The organism is Limosilactobacillus mucosae (assembly GCF_046939755.1).
In the GTDB taxonomy this organism is placed as follows: Bacteria; Bacillota; Bacilli; order Lactobacillales; family Lactobacillaceae; genus Limosilactobacillus; species Limosilactobacillus mucosae_A.
The window spans coordinates 79,117-98,444 of record NZ_JBKZAY010000006.1; the positions used below are offsets into that span (position 1 = coordinate 79,117).

The 19,328-nt window shown below is 46.9% G+C and carries 13 protein-coding genes, 1 tRNA gene and 1 other annotated feature; of the genes, 8 read left to right on the forward strand and 6 right to left on the reverse strand.

The genetic code is table 11. The features are described from left to right. Positions 1–11: 11 nt before the first annotated feature. The 6 genes from ACLUWI_RS03700 to ACLUWI_RS03725 all read left to right on the forward strand — a co-directional run bounded on the left by ACLUWI_RS03700 (position 12) and on the right by ACLUWI_RS03725 (position 7,426). Positions 12–1,157, forward strand: a complete 1,146-nt coding sequence (locus tag ACLUWI_RS03700; RefSeq protein ID WP_412146193.1) for a glycosyl hydrolase family 8 — start codon at positions 12–14, stop codon at positions 1,155–1,157. A 1-nt stretch (position 1,158) separates the two neighbouring features. Continuing rightward, entirely contained in the window at positions 1,159–2,268 is a 1,110-nt protein-coding gene (wecB, locus tag ACLUWI_RS03705; protein ID WP_412146194.1) for a non-hydrolyzing UDP-N-acetylglucosamine 2-epimerase, read from the forward strand. Between the two features lie 127 nt (positions 2,269–2,395). Then, positions 2,396–3,565, forward strand: a complete 1,170-nt coding sequence (locus ACLUWI_RS03710; RefSeq protein WP_412146195.1) for an MFS transporter — start codon at positions 2,396–2,398, stop codon at positions 3,563–3,565. A 97-nt stretch (positions 3,566–3,662) separates the two neighbouring features. Further along, positions 3,663–3,893 (forward strand) — a binding site (T-box leader). A gap of 34 nt (positions 3,894–3,927) precedes the next feature. Then, complete coding sequence (locus ACLUWI_RS03715) at positions 3,928–4,716, forward strand: carbon-nitrogen family hydrolase (RefSeq protein ID WP_412146196.1); 789 nt, start codon at positions 3,928–3,930, stop codon at positions 4,714–4,716. 44 nt (positions 4,717–4,760) lie between these two features. Continuing rightward, complete coding sequence (locus tag ACLUWI_RS03720) at positions 4,761–5,939, forward strand: pyridoxal phosphate-dependent aminotransferase (RefSeq protein ID WP_412146197.1); 1,179 nt, start codon at positions 4,761–4,763, stop codon at positions 5,937–5,939. 197 nt (positions 5,940–6,136) lie between these two features. Further along, positions 6,137–7,426: a hypothetical protein gene (locus ACLUWI_RS03725; RefSeq protein ID WP_412146198.1), complete on the forward strand. Its 1,290-nt coding sequence runs from the start codon at positions 6,137–6,139 to the stop codon at positions 7,424–7,426. 383 nt (positions 7,427–7,809) lie between these two features. On the opposite strand, the gene ACLUWI_RS03730 is transcribed toward ACLUWI_RS03725, so the two are convergent. Together ACLUWI_RS03730 and ACLUWI_RS03735 are read right to left on the reverse strand one after the other, a co-directional pair. Further along, positions 7,810–11,625, reverse strand: a complete 3,816-nt coding sequence (locus ACLUWI_RS03730) for a putative mucin/carbohydrate-binding domain-containing protein (RefSeq protein ID WP_412146199.1) — start codon at positions 11,623–11,625, stop codon at positions 7,810–7,812. Positions 11,626–11,884: 259 nt separating this feature from the next. Continuing rightward, positions 11,885–11,957, reverse strand: a tRNA-Asn gene (locus ACLUWI_RS03735). A 386-nt stretch (positions 11,958–12,343) separates the two neighbouring features. On the opposite strand from ACLUWI_RS03735, the gene ACLUWI_RS03740 reads away from it, so the two are divergent. Beyond that, complete coding sequence (locus ACLUWI_RS03740) at positions 12,344–13,225, forward strand: 3-hydroxyacyl-CoA dehydrogenase (RefSeq protein WP_169462460.1); 882 nt, start codon at positions 12,344–12,346, stop codon at positions 13,223–13,225. Positions 13,226–13,368: 143 nt separating this feature from the next. On the opposite strand, the gene ACLUWI_RS03745 is transcribed toward ACLUWI_RS03740, so the two are convergent. The 4 genes from ACLUWI_RS03745 to ACLUWI_RS03760 form a co-directional block, all read right to left on the reverse strand. Beyond that, positions 13,369–14,085 (reverse strand): fructose permease, encoded by a 717-nt coding sequence (locus ACLUWI_RS03745; protein ID WP_412146200.1) that lies wholly within the window; start codon positions 14,083–14,085, stop codon positions 13,369–13,371. Positions 14,086–14,287: 202 nt separating this feature from the next. Continuing rightward, on the reverse strand, positions 14,288–15,565 hold the full coding sequence (locus ACLUWI_RS03750; RefSeq protein ID WP_412146201.1) for an oligosaccharide MFS transporter: 1,278 nt from the start codon (positions 15,563–15,565) through the stop codon (positions 14,288–14,290). A gap of 32 nt (positions 15,566–15,597) precedes the next feature. Further along, positions 15,598–16,995: a glycoside hydrolase family 32 protein gene (locus tag ACLUWI_RS03755; protein WP_412146202.1), complete on the reverse strand. Its 1,398-nt coding sequence runs from the start codon at positions 16,993–16,995 to the stop codon at positions 15,598–15,600. Positions 16,996–17,187: 192 nt separating this feature from the next. Next, positions 17,188–18,174, reverse strand: coding sequence for a LacI family DNA-binding transcriptional regulator (locus ACLUWI_RS03760; protein ID WP_412146203.1), 987 nt, complete (start codon positions 18,172–18,174; stop codon positions 17,188–17,190). Between the two features lie 226 nt (positions 18,175–18,400). On the opposite strand from ACLUWI_RS03760, the gene ACLUWI_RS03765 reads away from it, so the two are divergent. Then, on the forward strand, positions 18,401–19,328 hold a 928-nt coding region (locus ACLUWI_RS03765; protein WP_412146204.1), incomplete at its 3' end, for a glucose-6-phosphate isomerase.

A 19,328-nucleotide genomic window follows, 5' to 3' on the forward strand; every position in this document is an offset into this window, starting at 1 on the left:
GGGGGATTTTAATGAAGCTCAATAAATATACCTGGATCTTCGTTGGGCTGATTGCCGCGGTTTATCTGGGGACTTTGCTGTGGGTACGGATAACCAATCCAGTCTACCTACAGCAGAACATATATCGGACCTGGGAAAAAAGCTACGTCATGCACCCCAGATCCAATCAGTCGTTTGTCAATACCAGTACGAACAACAATCATCAAAAACCGGTTGTACTGTCCGAGTCGCAGGGCTATGGCATGTGGATTACGATCATGGCTGCCAAAAAAGGCTGGGCAAGTCGGCAGGATTTTGACCGTTTTGTCAATTACTGGCTGGCGCATCGTGATTACGTTGGCGATCAGCATCAGACGCCGACTTATCTGATGTCTTGGCGGCAGTATTATAATCGGCATCATCAGTGGGTAGCTGACGTCAACAGTGCGACTGATGGCGATATGTATATCGATATGGCATTGGCACAAGCTGCCAGACAGTGGCCGGCAAAAGCAGACTATTATCGTGGTTTGGCTCAAAAGTTGAGCAGCGACATTCTGACTTATGAGTATAATCCACAGACCAGGGCGTTGACGGTTGGCGACTGGGTGACCAAAGACTCGCCATATTGGCGGTTGATGCGTACTTCTGATGTGATGCCCTATGTGTTTAAGATCTTAGCTAAGGCAACGGGCGATTCACGCTGGCAAGCAGTTAATGACGTGATGCTGGATCGGCTGGTTGACCTGAGCCGCCAGCATCACACTGGCTTAGTTCCTGATTTTGCCTGGATTACGCGTGACTCGGCCAAGCCGGTCAAACCCAATACGATTTCTACCAAACAGGATGGCAGCTATGACTTTAATGCCTGCCGGGTACCAATGATGCTGGCATCCTCTGGTGATCCGCGCGCTCAAAAAGTATTGAAAAAGATGCTGCGTTTCTTTAGTCATCAACAATACGTCACGGCCGGCTATTCATTAAACGGCAAGCGCCTGGTCAAGTACCAGTCGGCCAGCTTTTCGGCACCGATCTTTTTCGCGGTCAGTCAACATCGTGGGGAAGGGTTTGACAATCTGTTTGACAGTCAAAAGTATATCTTCAGCAAGCCGCTGACGAGGAAAAACTATTACGACGCGACGCTTACCGTGATCGCGGCGTTGGAAGGACTGAACTAAAATGAAGATTATGACGGTTATTGGCACGCGACCAGAAGGAATCAAAATGGCGCCAGTCATCAAACAGCTGGCCCAAGCCCCTGATTTGGAATCAATCGTCGTGACGACTGGTCAGCACCGTGAAATGCTGCAGACGGTTTTTAAAGTGTTTGATTTTAAGCCCGACTATGACTTAAAAATCATGGCGCCCAATCAGACGCTGACTCAGATTACCAGTCGGGTTCTACTGGGGATGGAACGCGTCTTGCAACAGGAAAATCCTGATTTGATTCTGGTGCATGGTGATACCAGTACGACCATGGCGGCCAGCCTCAGTGCGTTTTACCATCACATTCCGATTGGGCACGTGGAAGCCGGTCTGCGCACCTGGGATAAATATTCGCCATATCCAGAAGAAATGAATCGCCAACTGACTGATGACTTAGCGGATCTGTATTTTGCCCCCACTAAGCTCAGTCAGGCAAATCTGCTAAAGGAACATCATCCGGCTAGCCAGATTTTTATTACCGGCAATACCGCGATCGATGCCTTACAGTACACGGTTCTGAGCGATTATCACCATGACGTTTTAGCTAAGATTTCACCCAAGCAGCGCATAATTTTGCTGACGATGCATCGGCGTGAAAATCAAGGCGCCCCCATGCAGCGGGTCTTTGAGGTCATTAAAAAAGAAGTGGCTCGTCATCCCGATATTGAAGTTATTTACCCCGTGCATCTCAGTCCAAAGGTGCAGCAGATTGCGCAGGCGGTATTTAAAGACGAGCCCCGTGTACATCTGATTGCTCCGTTAGACGTGGTTGACTTTCACAATCTGGCCGCGCGCAGCTATCTGATCATGACCGATTCAGGCGGCGTGCAGGAAGAGGCGCCATCATTAAACAAACCAGTACTAGTGCTGCGTGACGAGACCGAGCGTCCAGAAGGCGTCAAAGCAGGCACGCTGCGCTTGGTAGGGACGGATCCGAATCGCGTGGCTCAGGCAATGGAGGAGCTGCTTTGCGATCAAGCCGTCTATCAAAAAATGGTCCAAGCGCCTAATCCATATGGGGATGGTCATGCTGCTGAGCGGATCGTTGCCATCTGCAAGCAGTTTTTAAAAGCCAAAAACTGATACATATTTTAAGCGGATCCCAGTCTAAAGTTTTAGGCATTAGGGATCTTTTTTATTGATGGACTGGCTAACTAAACCAAACCGGACTAAACTAAAAATGATTTGAATTTATGGAGTGGACAAAAAAGTGAAAAGTTATCGAATGCAGAGCCTGGTGTTGGTATTGGTTGCCTTTGCCCTGGGTTTTAGCGAATTTATTATTGTCGGCGTGCTGCCTGATATTGCCAAGACGTTTAATGAGCCGGTGACCATTGTGGGCTTGCTGGTAACGATCTTTGCGCTGGTTTATGCAATCAGCACGCCGTTGATTACGATGCTGATTGGAACGCGCAGCCTGTTGAAAGTCGAGCTGGTATTATGGGTCATCTTTATCTTAGGCAACGCAATGGTTATGATCGCACCGGCCTATTCAATGCTGGTAGCCGCACGAGTAATTACAGCAGTCGTTTCCGGAGTGATTATCTCGATTGCAACGACATTTGCCAACAGTCTGGCGCCGCTTGAAAAAAGGGCGGGACTGATTGCCTGGATTTTTTCCGGCTTTTCGATTGCCTCAGTCTTTGGTGTTCCAGTGGGTACCTGGATTTCAATGCATTTTGGCTGGCGGGCCACGTTTGGCGTGATCGTTATCGTCAGCCTGGTCATCTTATTTACGATGCGGGCCAGTCTGCCGATTGATCTCAGACAAGGGGCATCGCAGCGTTTCAGCGATCAGTTTAGAATCTTTGGTGATCGCCGCATCTATATCGGGATGCTGCTGCCAATGTTTAACCTAGCCGCGACGTATACCTTCTACACCTATCTAAGACCGATACTGGCAGGACCCCTGCATTTCAAGGCGGGTGCAATTACGCTGCTTTTATTTCTATATGGCTTGATGTCGCTGTTTAGCAATCAGTTTTCGGGTCGACTGGTTGAATTGGGCGGCCTGCGCAAAATGCCGATCGTCCATATTCTTCAGTTGGCTGCGTTGGCGTTGCTGGCGATCAGCCTTGACTGGCGCTGGTTTTCGTTGATTTTGATCATGCTGATTGGCACGCTGATGTATCTGATCAATTCACCGATTCAACTGCATTTTATCGATATTGCCACCCATGACTATCCGGCTTCTTTAGTTATGGCGTCTTCAATCAACTCGATTTTTTCCAATTTTGGCATTGCACTGGGATCGGCAACGGGCAGCCTGCTGGTTAAAATGCATGGTTTGAGCGCGGTTGGGCCAGGGGGTGCCATTTATGCTGGGATTGCCTGTGGACTGATGATCTTCTTAAATCGCATCAATCAAAAATGGTGCTGATTGAGCAAAGCAGCAATTGCCGATAAGCGGTTGGTGATTTTTAAAATAGGTCTTGACATTAATTAAAAAATAATTAGAATTAACTCATAATCAAATCGAAATGATGCCGCCAAGATGAGTAGTTGCGTAAAGTCATTTAGAGAGCTTTTGGCTGGTGGAAAAAAGCAGACTTTGGCAATGAAGATGGTCTTGGATTAGTGGCGTATTGATGAAATGAGTAATCAGTACCGGCAAGCGACCGTTATCTCGCTGAGTCAATGACTTGATAAGGCTGTTTTGGCGACAAGATGGCAAATAAAGGTGGCATCACGAAAAACTCGTCCTTTAACTAGGGGCGAGCTTTTTTATTAAGGAGTGATTTTATGACGTTTAAGGTAGCAGCTGCACAGATTGACATTGCATTGGGCGATCCCGACCGCAACTATCAGACGGTCACGCAAGCAGTTAAAGACGCGGCTAAAGCAGGCGCAGACGTAGTGGTATTTCCAGAGATGTGGAATACCGGCTATGCGTTGACTGAGTTGGCACGCCTGGCTGATCAAGATGGCTGGCGAACCAAGCAGACGCTTTCTCGGGCCGCCAAAGAAAATCAGATTGCCATCGTGGGTGGATCGGTAGCCACCGTGCGTGCTGGCGGTCAATATTACAATACGACCTATATCTATGATCAAAACGGGAACCTGGCTGGCAGCTATGACAAAGTGCATCTGTTTGGTCTGATGCATGAAGATGAGTTCATTCAATCGGGCAGCCAAGGCAGTTTTTTTGAATTAAAAGGCGTCAAGAGTGCCAGTTTTATCTGCTATGATCTGCGGTTTCCAGAATGGTTTCGGACGGTGGCCAAGCAGGGAGCGGACGTAATCTATGTCGTTGCTGAATGGCCGACGCCGCGAATTGAACAGTGGGAGGCACTGGTTAAGGCCCGCGCAATTGAAAATCAAGCTTTTGTCGTTGCGGTCAATCGCGTTGGTCATGACGCCGAAAACAGCTACAACGGGCACTCGCTGGTTGTCGATCCGTTGGGAAACGTAATTGCCAATGCGGGTGAAAAAGCGGGACTGACGCTTGCTGAGCTGGATCTGGATGAATTAAAGACGGTGCGGGGTCCGATTCCGGTATTTAAGGATCGGCGTCCTGACCTGTATGACTGAATCTTGCTGTGTTGATATGACTAAACTTTGAAAGGAAGATTATAATGGAATTTCAACAATCAAAACTGCTGGATACACTGCCAAAACAGTTTTTTGCCAATCTGGTTGCTAAGGTGAATGCCAAGGTAGCAGAAGGTGTGGACGTTATCAACCTTGGACAGGGCAATCCTGATAAGCCAACCCCAGAATATATCGTTAAGAGCACCCAAAAGTGGGTAACTGATCCTAAGACGCATAAGTATTCTCCATTCCAAGGCCTCCCTGAATTTAAGCAGGCTGCGGCTGACTTTTATCATGAAAAATATGGTGCACAAATTGATCCTGATACCGAGGTTGTTATCCTAGGCGGTTCTAAGATCGGACTGGTTGAATTGCCATGGGCGCTGATGAATCCAGGCGACACGTTGCTGTTGCCTGATCCTGGCTATCCTGACTATTGGTCGGGAGCGGCTCTAGGTGAAGTTAATTTTGAAACCTTCCCCTTGCTGGCTGAAAACGACTTTTTGCCAGATCTGGACAAGATTCCAGAAGCAACGGCAAAGCGGGCTAAGTTTATGTATCTGAACTATCCTAACAATCCAACTGGTGCCGTGGCAACTAAGGAATTTTATGCCAAGCTGGTTGAGTGGGCCAAAAAGTATCATGTGGGCATTATCAGCGATTTTGCCTATGGTGCGCTGGGCTTTGACGGTCAAGCGCCGGTAAGTTTTATGGAAACGCCTGGCGCCAAAGAAGTTGGGATTGAATTTTACACCTATTCTAAGACCTTCAATATGGCAGGCTGGCGAATTGCTTTTGCAGTAGGAAACGCTGATATCATTCATGCCTTGAATCTGATTCAGGATCACCTGTTTGTCAGTCTGTTCCCCGCACTGCAGTATGCTGCAATCGATGCCTTAAAGAAGCCGGAGCGTGATGCTGAGATTCAAAAGATCGTGCGTCGTTACGAAAAACGGCGCAATGCTTTTGTCGAAGCTGCTGAAAAGATTGGCTGGCATGCCTATGCGCCAAAAGGAACCTTCTATGCTTGGATGCCGGTACCAAAAGGCTTTACCAGCGAGACGTTTGCTGATCTGCTGTTGGATAAGGCAGGCGTGGCCGTAGCACCTGGCAATGGCTTTGGCGAGCACGGCGAGGGATACGTCCGGATTGGTCTGTTGATTAAGCCTAAGCGTCTGGTTGAAGCCGTTGAGCGAATCGAGAAGCTGCATTTGTTTAATTAGCAACATGCAAAAGCATCAGCTGAAGCTGCTGATGCTTTTTTGTTGGAATAAAAAATGGCTTAAAAGCTGATTGTGTCTTTCTTTTACCAGAATATCCGACAGATTTTGCTGAAAGCGGTTGAAAATGTTTCCTAAATTGCGTTATTCTTAATAGGTAATAATATCTTGATAAACCAAATAAGAGGTGGTGTTAACAAATGCTAATTGTCAGCAAAAAACTCACCCCTGCATTTAAAAAGACACTGATTAGTGCTCCAAAGCCGCAATATGTTCCGGAAACGTCCTTATGCGACTGGATCATTCGTGAGGTAGCCATGCAGGATTATGGCATGCTGCTGTGTATCAATTGCAATACGCAAATGCCAATCGTGCTGCCGGGTGCCGAGTTTTTAAAGGTCAGTCCCGTTTCGGTTTTAAGACAGGTTTTAATGTTTGTGATGGCCGGAATGGGAATCAGTTCGATTAAGCTTACTGAATACGTCAACTGCATAGCACACGGTGAGGTCAGCTATCAAAACATGACGGGCGACTTCCTGGCTGAAAAAGCTTTTCGTGCCTATGCGCCAGAGTTGGCCAAGATCGACATTGAAAGATTGGATGATGACCAGCTGCTCAATCAGTTGGGGATTCTTTCCTTGACGCTGGGCAGCAGTACCAAGGCTTTTTGTGATCTGCGGGAGCCAAAAATCGCACCGGCCGTTCGTTTTAAAGATCAGATCAATCAAGAATGGCGTTTGCCGGCCCAAAGAAAGGGCAGCATGGCAGAAAAGTCAGTATGGGAGTTTGATTATCGCCTGTTCCATCAATGGGATGATCAGATTCAAAAAACGCCTGCTTGGCCGGGCTATGCTGCAGTTGTACGGGAAATGCGTCAGGTTAATGATGCCTTTTTGCGCAGCTATCATGAATATCTAAAACAGACGGAAATAGTTGACGATACCAAGATGCAGCAGTATCTGCGTTTAGCTGACATCTATCTGAATCGTTATCTGATTGCCAGCCATCCAGAAACCTTAACCAGCGACTTGACCGCCCCCACGGCCTATCTATTTGAATGGCTGCTGGAACATGGTCAGATTAAAGCTGAGAACTTGCAGCTGGTAATCGATGCCATGTTGGCGTTGGGCACGTTCGTTAAAGTGGCAGGCATTTATTCAATGTTGGACGAGAATCTGTATCGTCAAGCAGTTCGTGATGGCGGTGATCGGGTCCGGGCCTTTTTTAAGGCAGCAGCGGCACAGGCGCAACTGGAAGCAAAAGACGATGCGCCAGTCAGCCGTCAAGAGATTGCAGGCAGTCAGGTGGACAAGCTGGTACAGGAATTGATGGCACTGGCCGATGATGAACGGCTAGCTGATGTATTGGCAGACATCTTAAACCACACTCCGGCACTGATTGATAAGCTGTTGGTTAAAATGACGCCCTTGCAGCGACAGCATCTAGCTCAAAAACTGGCACGGCTGCTTGATGAGGATCAAAATAACTGATAAGTACATACCCCCTGTCTCAGAATCTATGCGGCAGGGGGTTGATTTAAAAATAACAAAAGAGCCGCTAGGAAACAGGGGAGTTTCTTAGCGGCTCTTTCTCATACCAGGGGGGGTCCTGATAATTTTGACAATGGATTGCGCGACTATTTATTATGGGGAGGATTGGTTGAATGAAACTGTCCACTCACAGCTATCACAGGGGTTGTCAACCAATCGTCGCGATATTGTCTGCATCAGCAGGCAATCATTCCATGCCCAAACCAGACGAGGTGCGTTCGTCATGATTTATGTTTGAATTATATCACACTGACTTCAGAATGCCATAGTTAGGTCCCATAATCATCAATAAATACTCATTTCAGGCTGGATTATTAATATTTTTAATCCCGTTTCAATAGTTTACCGCCAATTCCCAGCATGACAGCCAAAGCAGAAAGCCCTAAACCAAGTAAGGCTGAATTCTGATTACCAGTTTGTGGCAGTTGTTGATTAGCGGTGGCTTGGTCAGCTGGTTGGGTCGAGGTGCTGGTCGCAGATTTTTGATCAGCAATTACAGTCATATCGGCTGGATTATCGGTAATGTCTGATAGAGCTGGCGTTTTAGCTGCCGAGCTGTTAGAATCGGGCTGGCTTGGGTTGTCAGCCGCTGAACTGTTTGAATCAGCTGGAGTCGAGTCAGGCAGAGCAGGGCTTGGAGAATCAGAATCGCTCGGTGTATTAGATTCAGGAACAGCTGGCGATTCGGCTGTCTTCATCACGTTTTTTAAATGTACGGTGTAGGTAGTCGGCTGCTTGCTAAAGGTCAGCAAGCCGTCTGCAGGCAGATTGCTTGCAACCAGTTCATAGTTTTCTGGAATGCTGATCGAGTAAGGCTGCGTGGTGCCAATACCACCAGTTAGAGTTTGACTGGCAATCTGAGCCTTGTTTTGATCGTCAGCAACATAATTGATCGTAATTTGCGCCTGAACGGCTTCCACAGTGACGATTGTCGTGACCGGATCACTGAGCGCACCATCGCTGTCAGCAACGGTATAGGTAATAGAGTAGGTACCAGGCGTATTAACGTCTACAACACCGGATACGTTCGCGGCAGTCAGGGTAATCGTGCCATCATCAGCATCAGTTGCCGTGACGTCTGCCAACTGGTCAAACGTGCTCCCCTGTTTGATATTAACTGTAGCTGGAGCGGTGATGATTGGTTTGGAATTGGTGCCAATCAGCCGCAGATGAAGATTCTTGGTAACCTCATAGACGAACTTGCGCGAATTGCTGCCCTTAAGACTTTCCGGTTCGACCAGCTGCATGCCGTCATGAGTATCAAACGTCAAGATATCGCCGGCATTAAGCTTGATTTCAGTCGTACCGGCAGTTTCAGCAACGTTGCCATAGAAGATCTTTTCGTAGGTTTGATTGCCATTAGCGTCAGTCACCGTCACCGTAACATAGGTATTGCTGCCATAGTTGGTATTCGGCTGGCGATTGGTAAATGTCGCCAGTAGCGTGCCGTCATTGTTCAGATAGCGATAGGAGGCGAATGAGCCGCCATAGCCATTGAATTCCCATTGGTCGATCAGGCTGGCCGCGCGCTCCAAAAGCTGCTCGTTGGCGTTTTTGATCGTCTCGTTTTGCAGGTCGTTAAGCATACTGCGCGCGCTGTTGATAAGCTCGATCGTGGCAGTATCGGCCAGCTTTTGATAGGTATCGTCGGTAAACAGACTGGCAATGCTTGGCAGAATCTGACTGGATGATTCAACGGCTTCATTGACCGTGGCATCTTCTTTAACGTAAAGGTACTGATCGGTCAGCTTGACGTTTGGATTGTCGGTAGTCAGGGTATAGATTCCGTTGGCCAGCGTTCCCAAATCGACGGTATTTGAGGTGACGGGGATCGTAACAATCGTCTGCGGACCGTTCATCAGTTTGATGGAAGAGCCAATCAGTTTATCGGCATCAGTCAGGTTTAGGACAATGTGGCTGGTCAGACCGGTTGGCGCGAGCTGTTCATTGGTGATCAAGGCGACCTTAGACTTTAGAAAATCCTGATCCCAGCCCAGCTTTTGCATGACCGTCGTCAATTGATCGTCCGGCACGACTTGAGTAAGCATGGCTACGGCAGGATAGTTCAATGAGTTGAGCGCCGTTACGTCATCAACGTTTACGCCCATCGTCTCAAAGAAAGGCGTCACGTTAAGCTGATAATGCTGGGCATAGACGTTGATCCAATCCTTGCCGATCTGGTTGACTGTCTTTCCAGCAACGGCATTGGTGCGATGATCAGCGTTGAAGTACTTGAACGCGTCCGTGCCTGCTAGGTTGTAGGCTAGATTCATCCACAGTACCAGGCGTTCTCGATAGCCAAGGTCGGCCCAGCTTTGTTTTTTGGTCAGTACAGAATCCACCACGCTTTGCACGGTGCTGTCTTTGGAAGTTCCGAAGATCCAGCTTCCAGTGGTGAAGTTGCTGTTGTACTGACTTTGATAAAGCGTACCGTAAATATTATTGAATGAATCAATGATGTACATATCACTGGCTGGGATCTCATAGCCGTGGCCGATTTCATGCAGCGGCAGCCAGTTGATCGTCAGATAAGAAGCAATCGAGCTGCTGTTGGTAGCCGTGTAGTTGACTGACCAGTAGGCCGCGCCGATACCATCTTGATCGGCAAAAGCAAAATAGCGTCCCTTGACTGGCTGGTCGCGAATGGTATTGGTTGGGATGCCAGTCAGTTCATCGTAAAGCTTGAAGACCTGATTGTCATATTGATCAATCAGACTGTTCATATCGGTATTTTTAACCGTATTGATGTCTTGATAAGGGATCAGAATCTCAATGTTGTTGGCATCCATCAAGGCAAAAGCGGCTTTGCTCTGGTCCCATTGTTTTAAGACGGCAGATTGGTCACTGTCAGCAGTAAAGACGGGCAGCTCCTTGGCCGTTCCGGAAACCAGCTCATATTCCAGCAGCGGCCCGGTCGTCTGAGCATTTTCAGGCGTACGCATGAAAACCGCGGCATCGCCATTGGCTGTAATCTCGACCCAGTCGGTGCCTACTGATTGAGTCACGATCTTTTTAGAAGAATTGCCAATCAGCTGAATTGAAACGCTGCCTGAGTAACCGTTGTCAAGGCGCCGGATCTTGATTGTAGCGCCATCCGTCAGTACCATGCCCAAAGACTGCCGATCATGGTAGGTCCCCATATAACGGCCTTCTTTGTTGGTCTGCGTAATGCTGGCATCAGGTGACAGTACGAAACCTTGATAGGTCATGGTCTGGCCAACGTTAATGCTGTTGGTGGTGCTGGCAAGCAGTGCTTTAGCTTGATCCAGTCGTGTCTGCAGTAAGGCTCTTTGTTCAGTCGTCAAATCAGCCTGCTGGTTATCAAGCTGATTCTGCAGGGTCGCAACATCGCTGGCGGACGCGCCAAAAGCCAACGCGCCATTATCAATCAGCTTTTTGGTCTTGGAATCCAGATAGGCATAGTCACTGATGTTTTTTAACGAAAGATTATTGGCTACAACGAAAACGAACCGGCTCAAATCACCTAAAGCCGAGGTCTTCATCGTTGCATCATCATTGGTCGTATAGCGCGTCTTGGCTTCTGCGTGCTCAATACTTAAAATATCGCCAGCTTGGAGCTGTAGCGTTTGATTGAATCGATAGCTCTGATCGCCGATAAAGGTTTGATCAAAAAGCGTTTCTGAGCCGCGACTGACCGTGACGCGGGCATACTGAGCGTTAGGAAAGTAGCTGTGCGGCTGACCGCTGGCATTAATTGTTAATTGACCGGCTGGCTGGGCAGTCTGGTCGGTATTGTAGTAATCAACTTGAGCAAAGGTGTAATTGCCAAGTCCTTTTAACGTCCAGCTGGCATCGGACTGGATTACGTTGCCGGTATCCGGTGTCGTAACCTCAGTCGGGACGTTGGCTGAGGAAATGGCATTCTGCTCATCGACTGCTGACGCGGCAGAGTTGCTGAAGTTAGCGGCAGCATCGGCGACCGTGCTGTTTAAGGCGTCCGTTTGCGCGGGACGGTTTAAGACAACGGTATTGCTGACGGTTGTACTCACGGAAGCAGCTGACGTATCCTCAGCAGTGTCAGCCTTGATTTCAGAATCGTTGAAAATCAAGCTGGTGGTTGTCGTTAAAAGTGCAAAACTGGACAGCATTAAGTATTTTGGCAATCTTGGTGTCTGCATTGAGTTTTTCCCCTTAATATTAGAATACTGAATTTTGAATGCGGCACTGATCATTAAGAAAATCCTAATGAATCCCGCATTGATTATACATTACAAAAGGGGCCAATTCCCAACGAAATAGCTGAAACCAAGAAGTTGCATCAAAAGATTCTTAAACGAACGATTAGTTGGCTAATGATTATTTGTCGAAAGGCGCTGCTTAGAGTTTGATTCAATAAAAAAACAGCAGCGCCAAATCAGACGCTGCTGTTTCTAATTACTCCGGCAGTCAGACTCGAACTGACGACAACCTGATTAACAGTCAGGTGCTCTACCAACTGAGCTATGCCGGAATGACTTAACAAATAAGTACTTAATTATATTAACACATAATTTAGAAAATGCCAGTAAAAAACAGAAAAAAGTCAAAAAATTTTTAAAAGGCTGATTAAATTCGCTTGGCCGGCATTTTTAGCATAGTTTGCTCACAAGCCATTGATTTTAGCCGATGGTGGTTGACATCCCCAAGATAAAAGCGGATCACATAATCGCAAGTCAGGATAAATATCAAAAATAATTATTTTTCACAAAGTTTGTCAACCTGGTTTAAGAAGAAAAAGTCAACAATGGCAATCGATTATCAACATTTCGTATCTTATGAAGCGCTTTCAAAAAATCACAAAGTAGTTTATAATAAAAATACATTTAGAAGTATCAAAAGAAGGCGAGGTTGTTAATTATGTCAATCAAAAACGTAACGATTGCCGGGGCCGGAACGCTGGGCAGTCAGATTGCCTATCAAAGTGCGCTGTGCGGCTACCAGGTTCGCATCTGGAATCCACATCCGGAACGGGCCGAAAAGCGAATCGCGGCGCTGCGGCCATTTTACAAGCACGACTTAAAGCTGACCGACGAGCAGTTTGATGCCGGCTTGAAAAACATTGTCTCGATTACCAATGAATGGGAAACATCATTTAAGGACGCCGATTTGGTTATTGAAGCCGTGCCCGAAAATCTAGACACGAAAAAGGACTTCTACGCGCAGCTCTGCCAGGTTCTCCCTAAAGAAGCAATTATTGCCAGCAACTCATCGACCTATGTACCGAGTCAGCTGGTCAAACTGGTGGATCGTCCTGAAAAGTTTCTTCATCTGCACTTTGCCAACCATATCTGGGTCTTTAACACGGCTGAGATCGTCGGCACGCCTCAGACTGATCCGGCCATCATTCAAGAAGTCGTGGCTTTTGCCAAAGGAATCAAGATGCTGCCGATCGTTTTGAAAAAAGAACAGCACGGCTACATTATGAACGCGCTGTCCGTGCCATTTCTGAACGCGGCGTTGGGTCTTTGGGGAAAGGGTGTGGCTGACCCGATTACGATTGATAAAGACTGGATGAATTCAACCGGCGCGCCGATGGGACCATTTATGTCAATGGACGTGATTGGTCTGCGGACGGTTTGGGCAATTTTCAGCTCCCATGCTGATACGCCAGAGCAAAAGGCAATTGCCGACAAGCTTAAGGCCATGATCGATGCCGGTCACTATGGCGTTGAGGCAGGTGAAGGATTCTATACTTATCCGCACCCGGCCTATGAAGATCCCAACTTCTTAAAAGCCTAACTTGATCAGATTTGAAAAACTGCCCCATGATTGCTGGAGGGATTCCGGCAATTGTGAGGCAGTTTTAAATTTTAAATATAACGATTAATGACATTGATGGGTTCCATTCTTAAACTAAACTCAGCTGGACGATTGAGTTGGATTTAGTTGCCGACGTCTAGAGCTTGATGCTTCAATCTTGGAAAAACGTGCCGGTCAGCCCAACCGGTAAAATACCCTTGGAAAATGAAAGCAAAGATCGTACCAATACCGATGTTTTCAATTCGGCCGGTAAGCATCCAGGCCAAAATGCCCATGACTGTTGGTGGCAGATAGGAAAGCCACATGGCGATGGTAGCATTTCCTTTAGTATAGCGAAAACGAATAATTTGAAAGAGGTCATCTTGGGCGTGCAGGACGATATTGACCCGTTGATAAATTGAGATTGCAACTCCAATTAAAAAGACGCCGAAAAAGTTTAAGCAAATATAGCAGATGTTTGAATAAAAGGTGTTTGATTGTGGAAAGAAGGCATCACAGAGGTTGCTGAACCATTGAATCAAAAGGGCAAATGGCAGCATAAAAACGATATTGCCGCCAATTCGTCGCCAATCGAGCTTATGCATCAAGATAGCATTTAAAAAGGCAATCAAGACGCCTAGAAGGAAAAAGGCCCAAAATAAAACCCAAGAATTGTTGCCTAAAACAGCATGACCAAGATCAGCCTCAGCAGCTGTCCAATATGCTGATCCTAAAATAGCTGGATGAATATGACTACTCGTCTCGAGAGTTAAGACGTTGCCAAATGCGTTTAGAATCAATGAAATAATGAAATATCCGATCGATGCAGTAGTTGAAATAGTCCGTTGTGATTTGCTCATTGAAAAGCCTCAGCTGAAAATAAAATGCCAAAGTCGAAGCGTGCCGGCAAGGAGACGGGCATGCTTCGACTGCTAGGAAAACAAAGTGGACCATCAGAAAATTTATGAGGGGAGCATTTCTGATAATCAATGATGAAATTGTAAGGTGTTGATATTAATTATAGAAATTTTTATAGCACCACCTCCTTAATTTGACGCACATTTAAAACTTCTCGCCGTTGACTTCCTGATCGTCTTTTCGAATGATAAAGTAGCCGTATATACCAGCGCAAAAGACAATGCCGGCAATGACCAGGAAGGTTGGCTGATAGCCGATGTGGTCGCGCAAAATACCAAGAGGAGTAGAAAGCAGAATCTGACCAAAGGAACCGGCGATCCCGGTAACGATGTTGATGGTAGCCGATACCCGTGGGTCATAGTGCAGCGTGTAGTAACGGAACATAACGACACAGAAGATCGCAGTTTCTGGAGCATGCAGCAGTTTGATGATCGAAACGCCAACCGGATTGGTGATCAGACCACAGCCGCCGATTCGGATGAACATAAAGGTGACCCCAACCAAGATGGTCCGCCGTACACCGATTTTCTTCATCAGCAGCGGAACCAAGCCCATCATGATCGCTTCCAGGAACACTTCGACTGAGTTTAGAATCCCATACATATGGTCACCAACAGCTTGAGTTCTAAAGAATTGCGTAAAGAATTGCGGGAACATCTGTTGGTCAAAAATCGTGTAGAAAGTACCACTGAAAACTAAGAAAATTGCAATTTCCCACAAACTACGAATCTTAAAGATGTTTAAGAAGTCCTTTGAACCTGGCTTGGTGTTTTCACGCTCCTTAACCATTGGATTTTCAAACTTAGCGACATCTTTTTCGTTACGAGCTGGATTCCAGCACAAAAGTAAAATCAGCAGAACTACGGCAATTCCAGATCCAAGCCAGAACAACAGGGCCGGATCAATCGTGAACAGAAAACCAGCTGTTAATGCTGAAACGGCGTAACCGAATGATCCCCAGCCACGAGCGGAACCATATTGATAGTTGAAACGACGGCTTACCCGTTCAGTTAAGGCTTCAAACATTGGGGATGCTGACAGGTAGGCAAGCGTTAGATAGCATGATCCAATCAGAGCGCCCATCAAGAAATGAGCCCGCAGCATTGGCACGAATAAGAAAGTGAAGAAAGGTCCAAGAAAGACTTGCAGAATAGCACAGAAGATCAACAGATTCCGACGCATACCGAGCCGATCTTGGATATTACTGTAAACCAGGTTCATAACTAATGTGAAAGCCGAGTTGAATGAGTAGATTTCACCAACCTGGGCACCAGAAAAGCCTTCTTTGGTGGTCAGCCAAATTTGAAAGAATGACCACCAAATGCCCCAACCGGCAAAGAATAACAGAATATTAAGAGAATTGCTTACGTAGAAAGGGTTTTTGAGTTGCCCCGAGCGTTCGTTTTTATTTGCATCACTCATAATCAATCATTTCCTTTATTTGCTTTAAATTTCTAGTAGCTATTAGTCTGCGAGGACAGCTCAAACGCTTGGAGATGTCCGGTCGAACCGTTCAAAGAAAGTACCGGCTTATCTTGCCAGTAGATCCGTTCGGTAAAGACAACCTCACCATCGTTGACAAAGATTTCAGCTGAGCTGGAGTCAATAAAGATCCGCAGACTTAGCTTTTTATCCGCTGCGTCAAGCATGGCGTAACGCTTGTTTTCGGGATCGCTGTTGCGGGTAAGGATCAAATGATGACCGTCTTGATCGGCTTCGATGCTAAAGCCGGCATTGTTTTTATCGGCTAGCTTTAAAATTGTTCCGGTTGGCAATTCGTCCAAGTCTAACTTGACTTCGGTGTGGCGGCCTAATGAACAATTCAGCGGTTCAGCAATTTCTTGATTGATAACTTCAGCTTCGCGCAAAGACAGGGCTTCAGCTACCGGATGCTGGTAGAGCCGATTGTTTTTAATGGTCAGTTCGCGCGGCAAAGTGATTGCGCCACACCAGCCATCAGGTTTTTCCGTCATTGGTGAATCCCAAGCATTCATCCAGGCAACCATTACGCGACGACCATCCGGAACAACTAATGTCTGCGTTGCGTAGAGATCATGACCATTATCAAGTTCAGTGAATGAGTTGCGTTCAAGCTGCTTTTCAGTAGCCGAGTACTGGCCGACAAAATAGCCGGTGTTGTGTTGGTTAAGGAATTGCTCTTGGGTTGCTTTGATGCCTTGTGGCGATGTCAGCAAAATGTCTTGGCCATTGAGCCGGAAAAAGTCGGGACATTCCCACATAAATCCTTCTTCATCAACGCTTTTGGCACCAGAAACCGTGCCTTCATATTCCCAATGCTTAAGATCTTGTGATTCGTACAGCAGTACCCGCCCCAAGCCGGCTTGATCGCGACTGCCAACGACCATTTTGAAATGATCATCTTCTTGCCAAACCTTTGGATCACGGAAGTCAGCTGAACTTTCTTCCTCTGGCGCGTGGGCGATAACTGGGTTGCCCTCGTATTTTTCAAAATGGATGCCATCGGTGCTGTAAGCGAGATTTTGATCTTGGCGGTTGATGTCTTTTTCGGCATCAAGCACGTGATGACCAGTATAAATCAGCCAGAGCTTGTCTTGGTAAACGACGGCACTGCCGGAAAAACAGCCATCTTGCGGACGAGTCGGCTTTAAGGCAACGGGCAGCGTTTCCCAATGGATCAGATCCTTACTGCGAGCGTGTCCCCAGTGCATTGGTCCCCATTCAGAAGCGTATGGGTAATATTGATAGAACAGGTGGTAGTAGCCTTTGAAATATGAAAAGCCATTTGGATCGTTCATCCAGCCACTGGCAGGCATTAGATGATATCCGAGACGATAGCGCTGATTATTAACTTTGATAGGTGTTTGGGTCATAAATAACACTCCAATATCAATTTTTAGCATCTTTGTTTCAACCGGTTAAAACATTGATCAAATAAAAAAGTAACTTGAATCAATTTACGAAATGGATTATAACGCTTACATTTTGAATGTCAAGCGCTTACCAAATTGAAATGGATCAAATTACTGTCAAATTAAGATGGAGAAATAAAAATTATTAAAATGTTATGCGGTCGTTCCATTAACGATTGAAACTGGTAAGACGACTGATTGAACCGGGCAGTGATCGATGCGGGCCAGTAGCAGTTGAACCGATACCTGGGCGATTTGATTAATGGGCTGTTTGATGGTCGTCAATTCAGGACGCAGAAAGCGGGTCGTATTGGCACCGTCATAGCCGATAATTTTAAGATCCTCTGGTACCTGCTTGCCAAATTTTTTGGCAAGTGAGATCAAAAGGCTGGCATCCATGTCGTTAGCCGCGAAGATACCGTCCACTTCCGGATGTTCAATGAAAAGCTGACTAAAGACGCGTACTTTTTCTTCAAAGGGCGCGGTAAAGTCCAGATGGTAGGTAATAGCTGGCAGATTGTTTTCCGCCATAACCTGTTCAAAGGCCCGGCGTCGTTCTTGGGTAGGTGAATCAAAATCGAGTGGACCGTTGGTATGGAAAATATGCCGACACCCATCGGCGATTAACCGGCGTGTTGCGAGCATGCCGCCTTGATAGTTGTCAGAAGAAACAACCGGAACGTTTTCGTTGATATTCTTGTCAATGGCAACGATTGGCAGCTCGCGGTGCTGATATCCTTGCAGATGCTGATTGTGCGAACCGATGATCAGTCCATCGATTTGATGGGTCAGCAGATTTTTTAAATAACGTTCTTCTTTTTCGGGATCATTCTTGCTGTTGCACATTAAAACCCGATAGTTTTCTTTATCAAGACAATGCTCAATCTCGGCTTCCAACTGACAGAAAAACGGATTGTCAACACTCGGAAAAATCATGCCGATGATGTTGGTCTTTTGTTTGTACAGCTGGCGGGCAACGGTGTTGGGATGGTAGTTTAGCTGACGGACGGCATTTTCGACTTTGGTAATCGTTTTTTGGCTTAGATAGCCGCGACGATTCAATACGTGGGAAACAGTTGCCTTAGAAACGCCAGCTAGTTTGGCGACATCCTCTAATTTGGGGGCGCGATGGTTATTCAAAATTGCCCAACTCCTTTAAATTAGTCATATTGAAATTATATTATAAAAATATGCCAAAAAAATATAAAATTAGATAAGATCATTGTGTAAAACGTTTTCAACGGGCTATACCATTCGCCAGTTTTGTTTTAACCGGTTGAAATAAAAAGAAAACGGTTTTATATTAAAAAAGCGCTTAAATAAGCGAAAAGTTAGAAAATAAAAAAACGTAGAGGGATGTTTAATCATGACAGAGCTATCATTTGACGCCAGTGCACTGAAGAAATTCGTGCACGAAAACGAACTGGGTGAAATGCAGGCCATGGTCAACGCGGCCGACAGCGAGCTGCGCGAAGGCACGGGGGCCGGCGCTGACTTTCGCGACTGGCTGCATCTGCCAAGCGAATACGACAAGGAAGAATTTGCTCGTATCAAAAAAGCGGCCCAAAAGATTCAATCCGATTCTGAAGTCCTGGTTGTCATTGGGATTGGTGGTTCCTACCTGGGGACGCGAATGGCCATCGACTTTCTGCATAACTCGTTCTACTACTCGCAAAAGCCAGAAGACCGTAAATTCCCACTGGTTCTATTTGCCGGCAACTCGCTGAGTTCATCATACCTGCATGATCTGGTTCAGCTGATCGGCGACCGCGACTTCTCCGTCAACGTAGTCTCCAAGTCTGGTACGACCACGGAACCAGCCATTGCCTTCCGGATCTTCCGCGAGCTGCTGGTCAAGAAGTATGGCGAGGCCGGTGCCAACCAGCGGATCTACGCTACGACTGATGCCAAGCGCGGAGCTTTGAAGACCGAAGCCGACGCGGCTGGCTGGGAAACGTTTGTCATTCCAGATGGCGTGGGCGGTCGCTACTCCGTTTTGAGTGCCGTTGGTCTGTTGCCAATCGCTGCCTCGGGTGCGGACATTGATCAACTGATGGCAGGGGCCGCGGATGCTGAAAAGGCATACGCCAACCCTGACCTGACGCAAAACGAGGCCTACCAATACGCCGCCTACCGCAACATTTTGTACCGCAAGGGCTTTACGACGGAGCTGCTGGAAAACTACGAGCCAAACATGACGATGTTTGCCGAATGGTGGAAGCAGCTGGCCGGTGAATCCGAAGGCAAGGACCAAAAGGGCATCTACCCATCCAGCGCCAACTTTACGACTGACC

Bases quoted from the DNA above. Each gene is read 5' to 3' on its own strand.
- ACLUWI_RS03700 (WP_412146193.1), top strand. From the start codon at position 12: ATGAAGCTCAATAAATATACCTGGATCTTCGTTGGGCTGATTGCCGCG.
- ACLUWI_RS03740 (WP_169462460.1), top strand. From the start codon at position 12,344: ATGTCAATCAAAAACGTAACGATTGCCGGGGCCGGAACGCTGGGCAGT.
- ACLUWI_RS03725 (WP_412146198.1), top strand. From the start codon at position 6,137: ATGCTAATTGTCAGCAAAAAACTCACCCCTGCATTTAAAAAGACACTG.
- ACLUWI_RS03745 (WP_412146200.1), bottom strand. From the start codon at position 14,085: ATGAGCAAATCACAACGGACTATTTCAACTACTGCATCGATCGGATAT.
- ACLUWI_RS03755 (WP_412146202.1), bottom strand. From the start codon at position 16,995: ATGACCCAAACACCTATCAAAGTTAATAATCAGCGCTATCGTCTCGGA.
- wecB (WP_412146194.1), top strand. From the start codon at position 1,159: ATGAAGATTATGACGGTTATTGGCACGCGACCAGAAGGAATCAAAATG.
- ACLUWI_RS03720 (WP_412146197.1), top strand. From the start codon at position 4,761: ATGGAATTTCAACAATCAAAACTGCTGGATACACTGCCAAAACAGTTT.
- ACLUWI_RS03730 (WP_412146199.1), bottom strand. From the start codon at position 11,625: ATGCAGACACCAAGATTGCCAAAATACTTAATGCTGTCCAGTTTTGCA.
- ACLUWI_RS03750 (WP_412146201.1), bottom strand. From the start codon at position 15,565: ATGAGTGATGCAAATAAAAACGAACGCTCGGGGCAACTCAAAAACCCT.
- ACLUWI_RS03715 (WP_412146196.1), top strand. From the start codon at position 3,928: ATGACGTTTAAGGTAGCAGCTGCACAGATTGACATTGCATTGGGCGAT.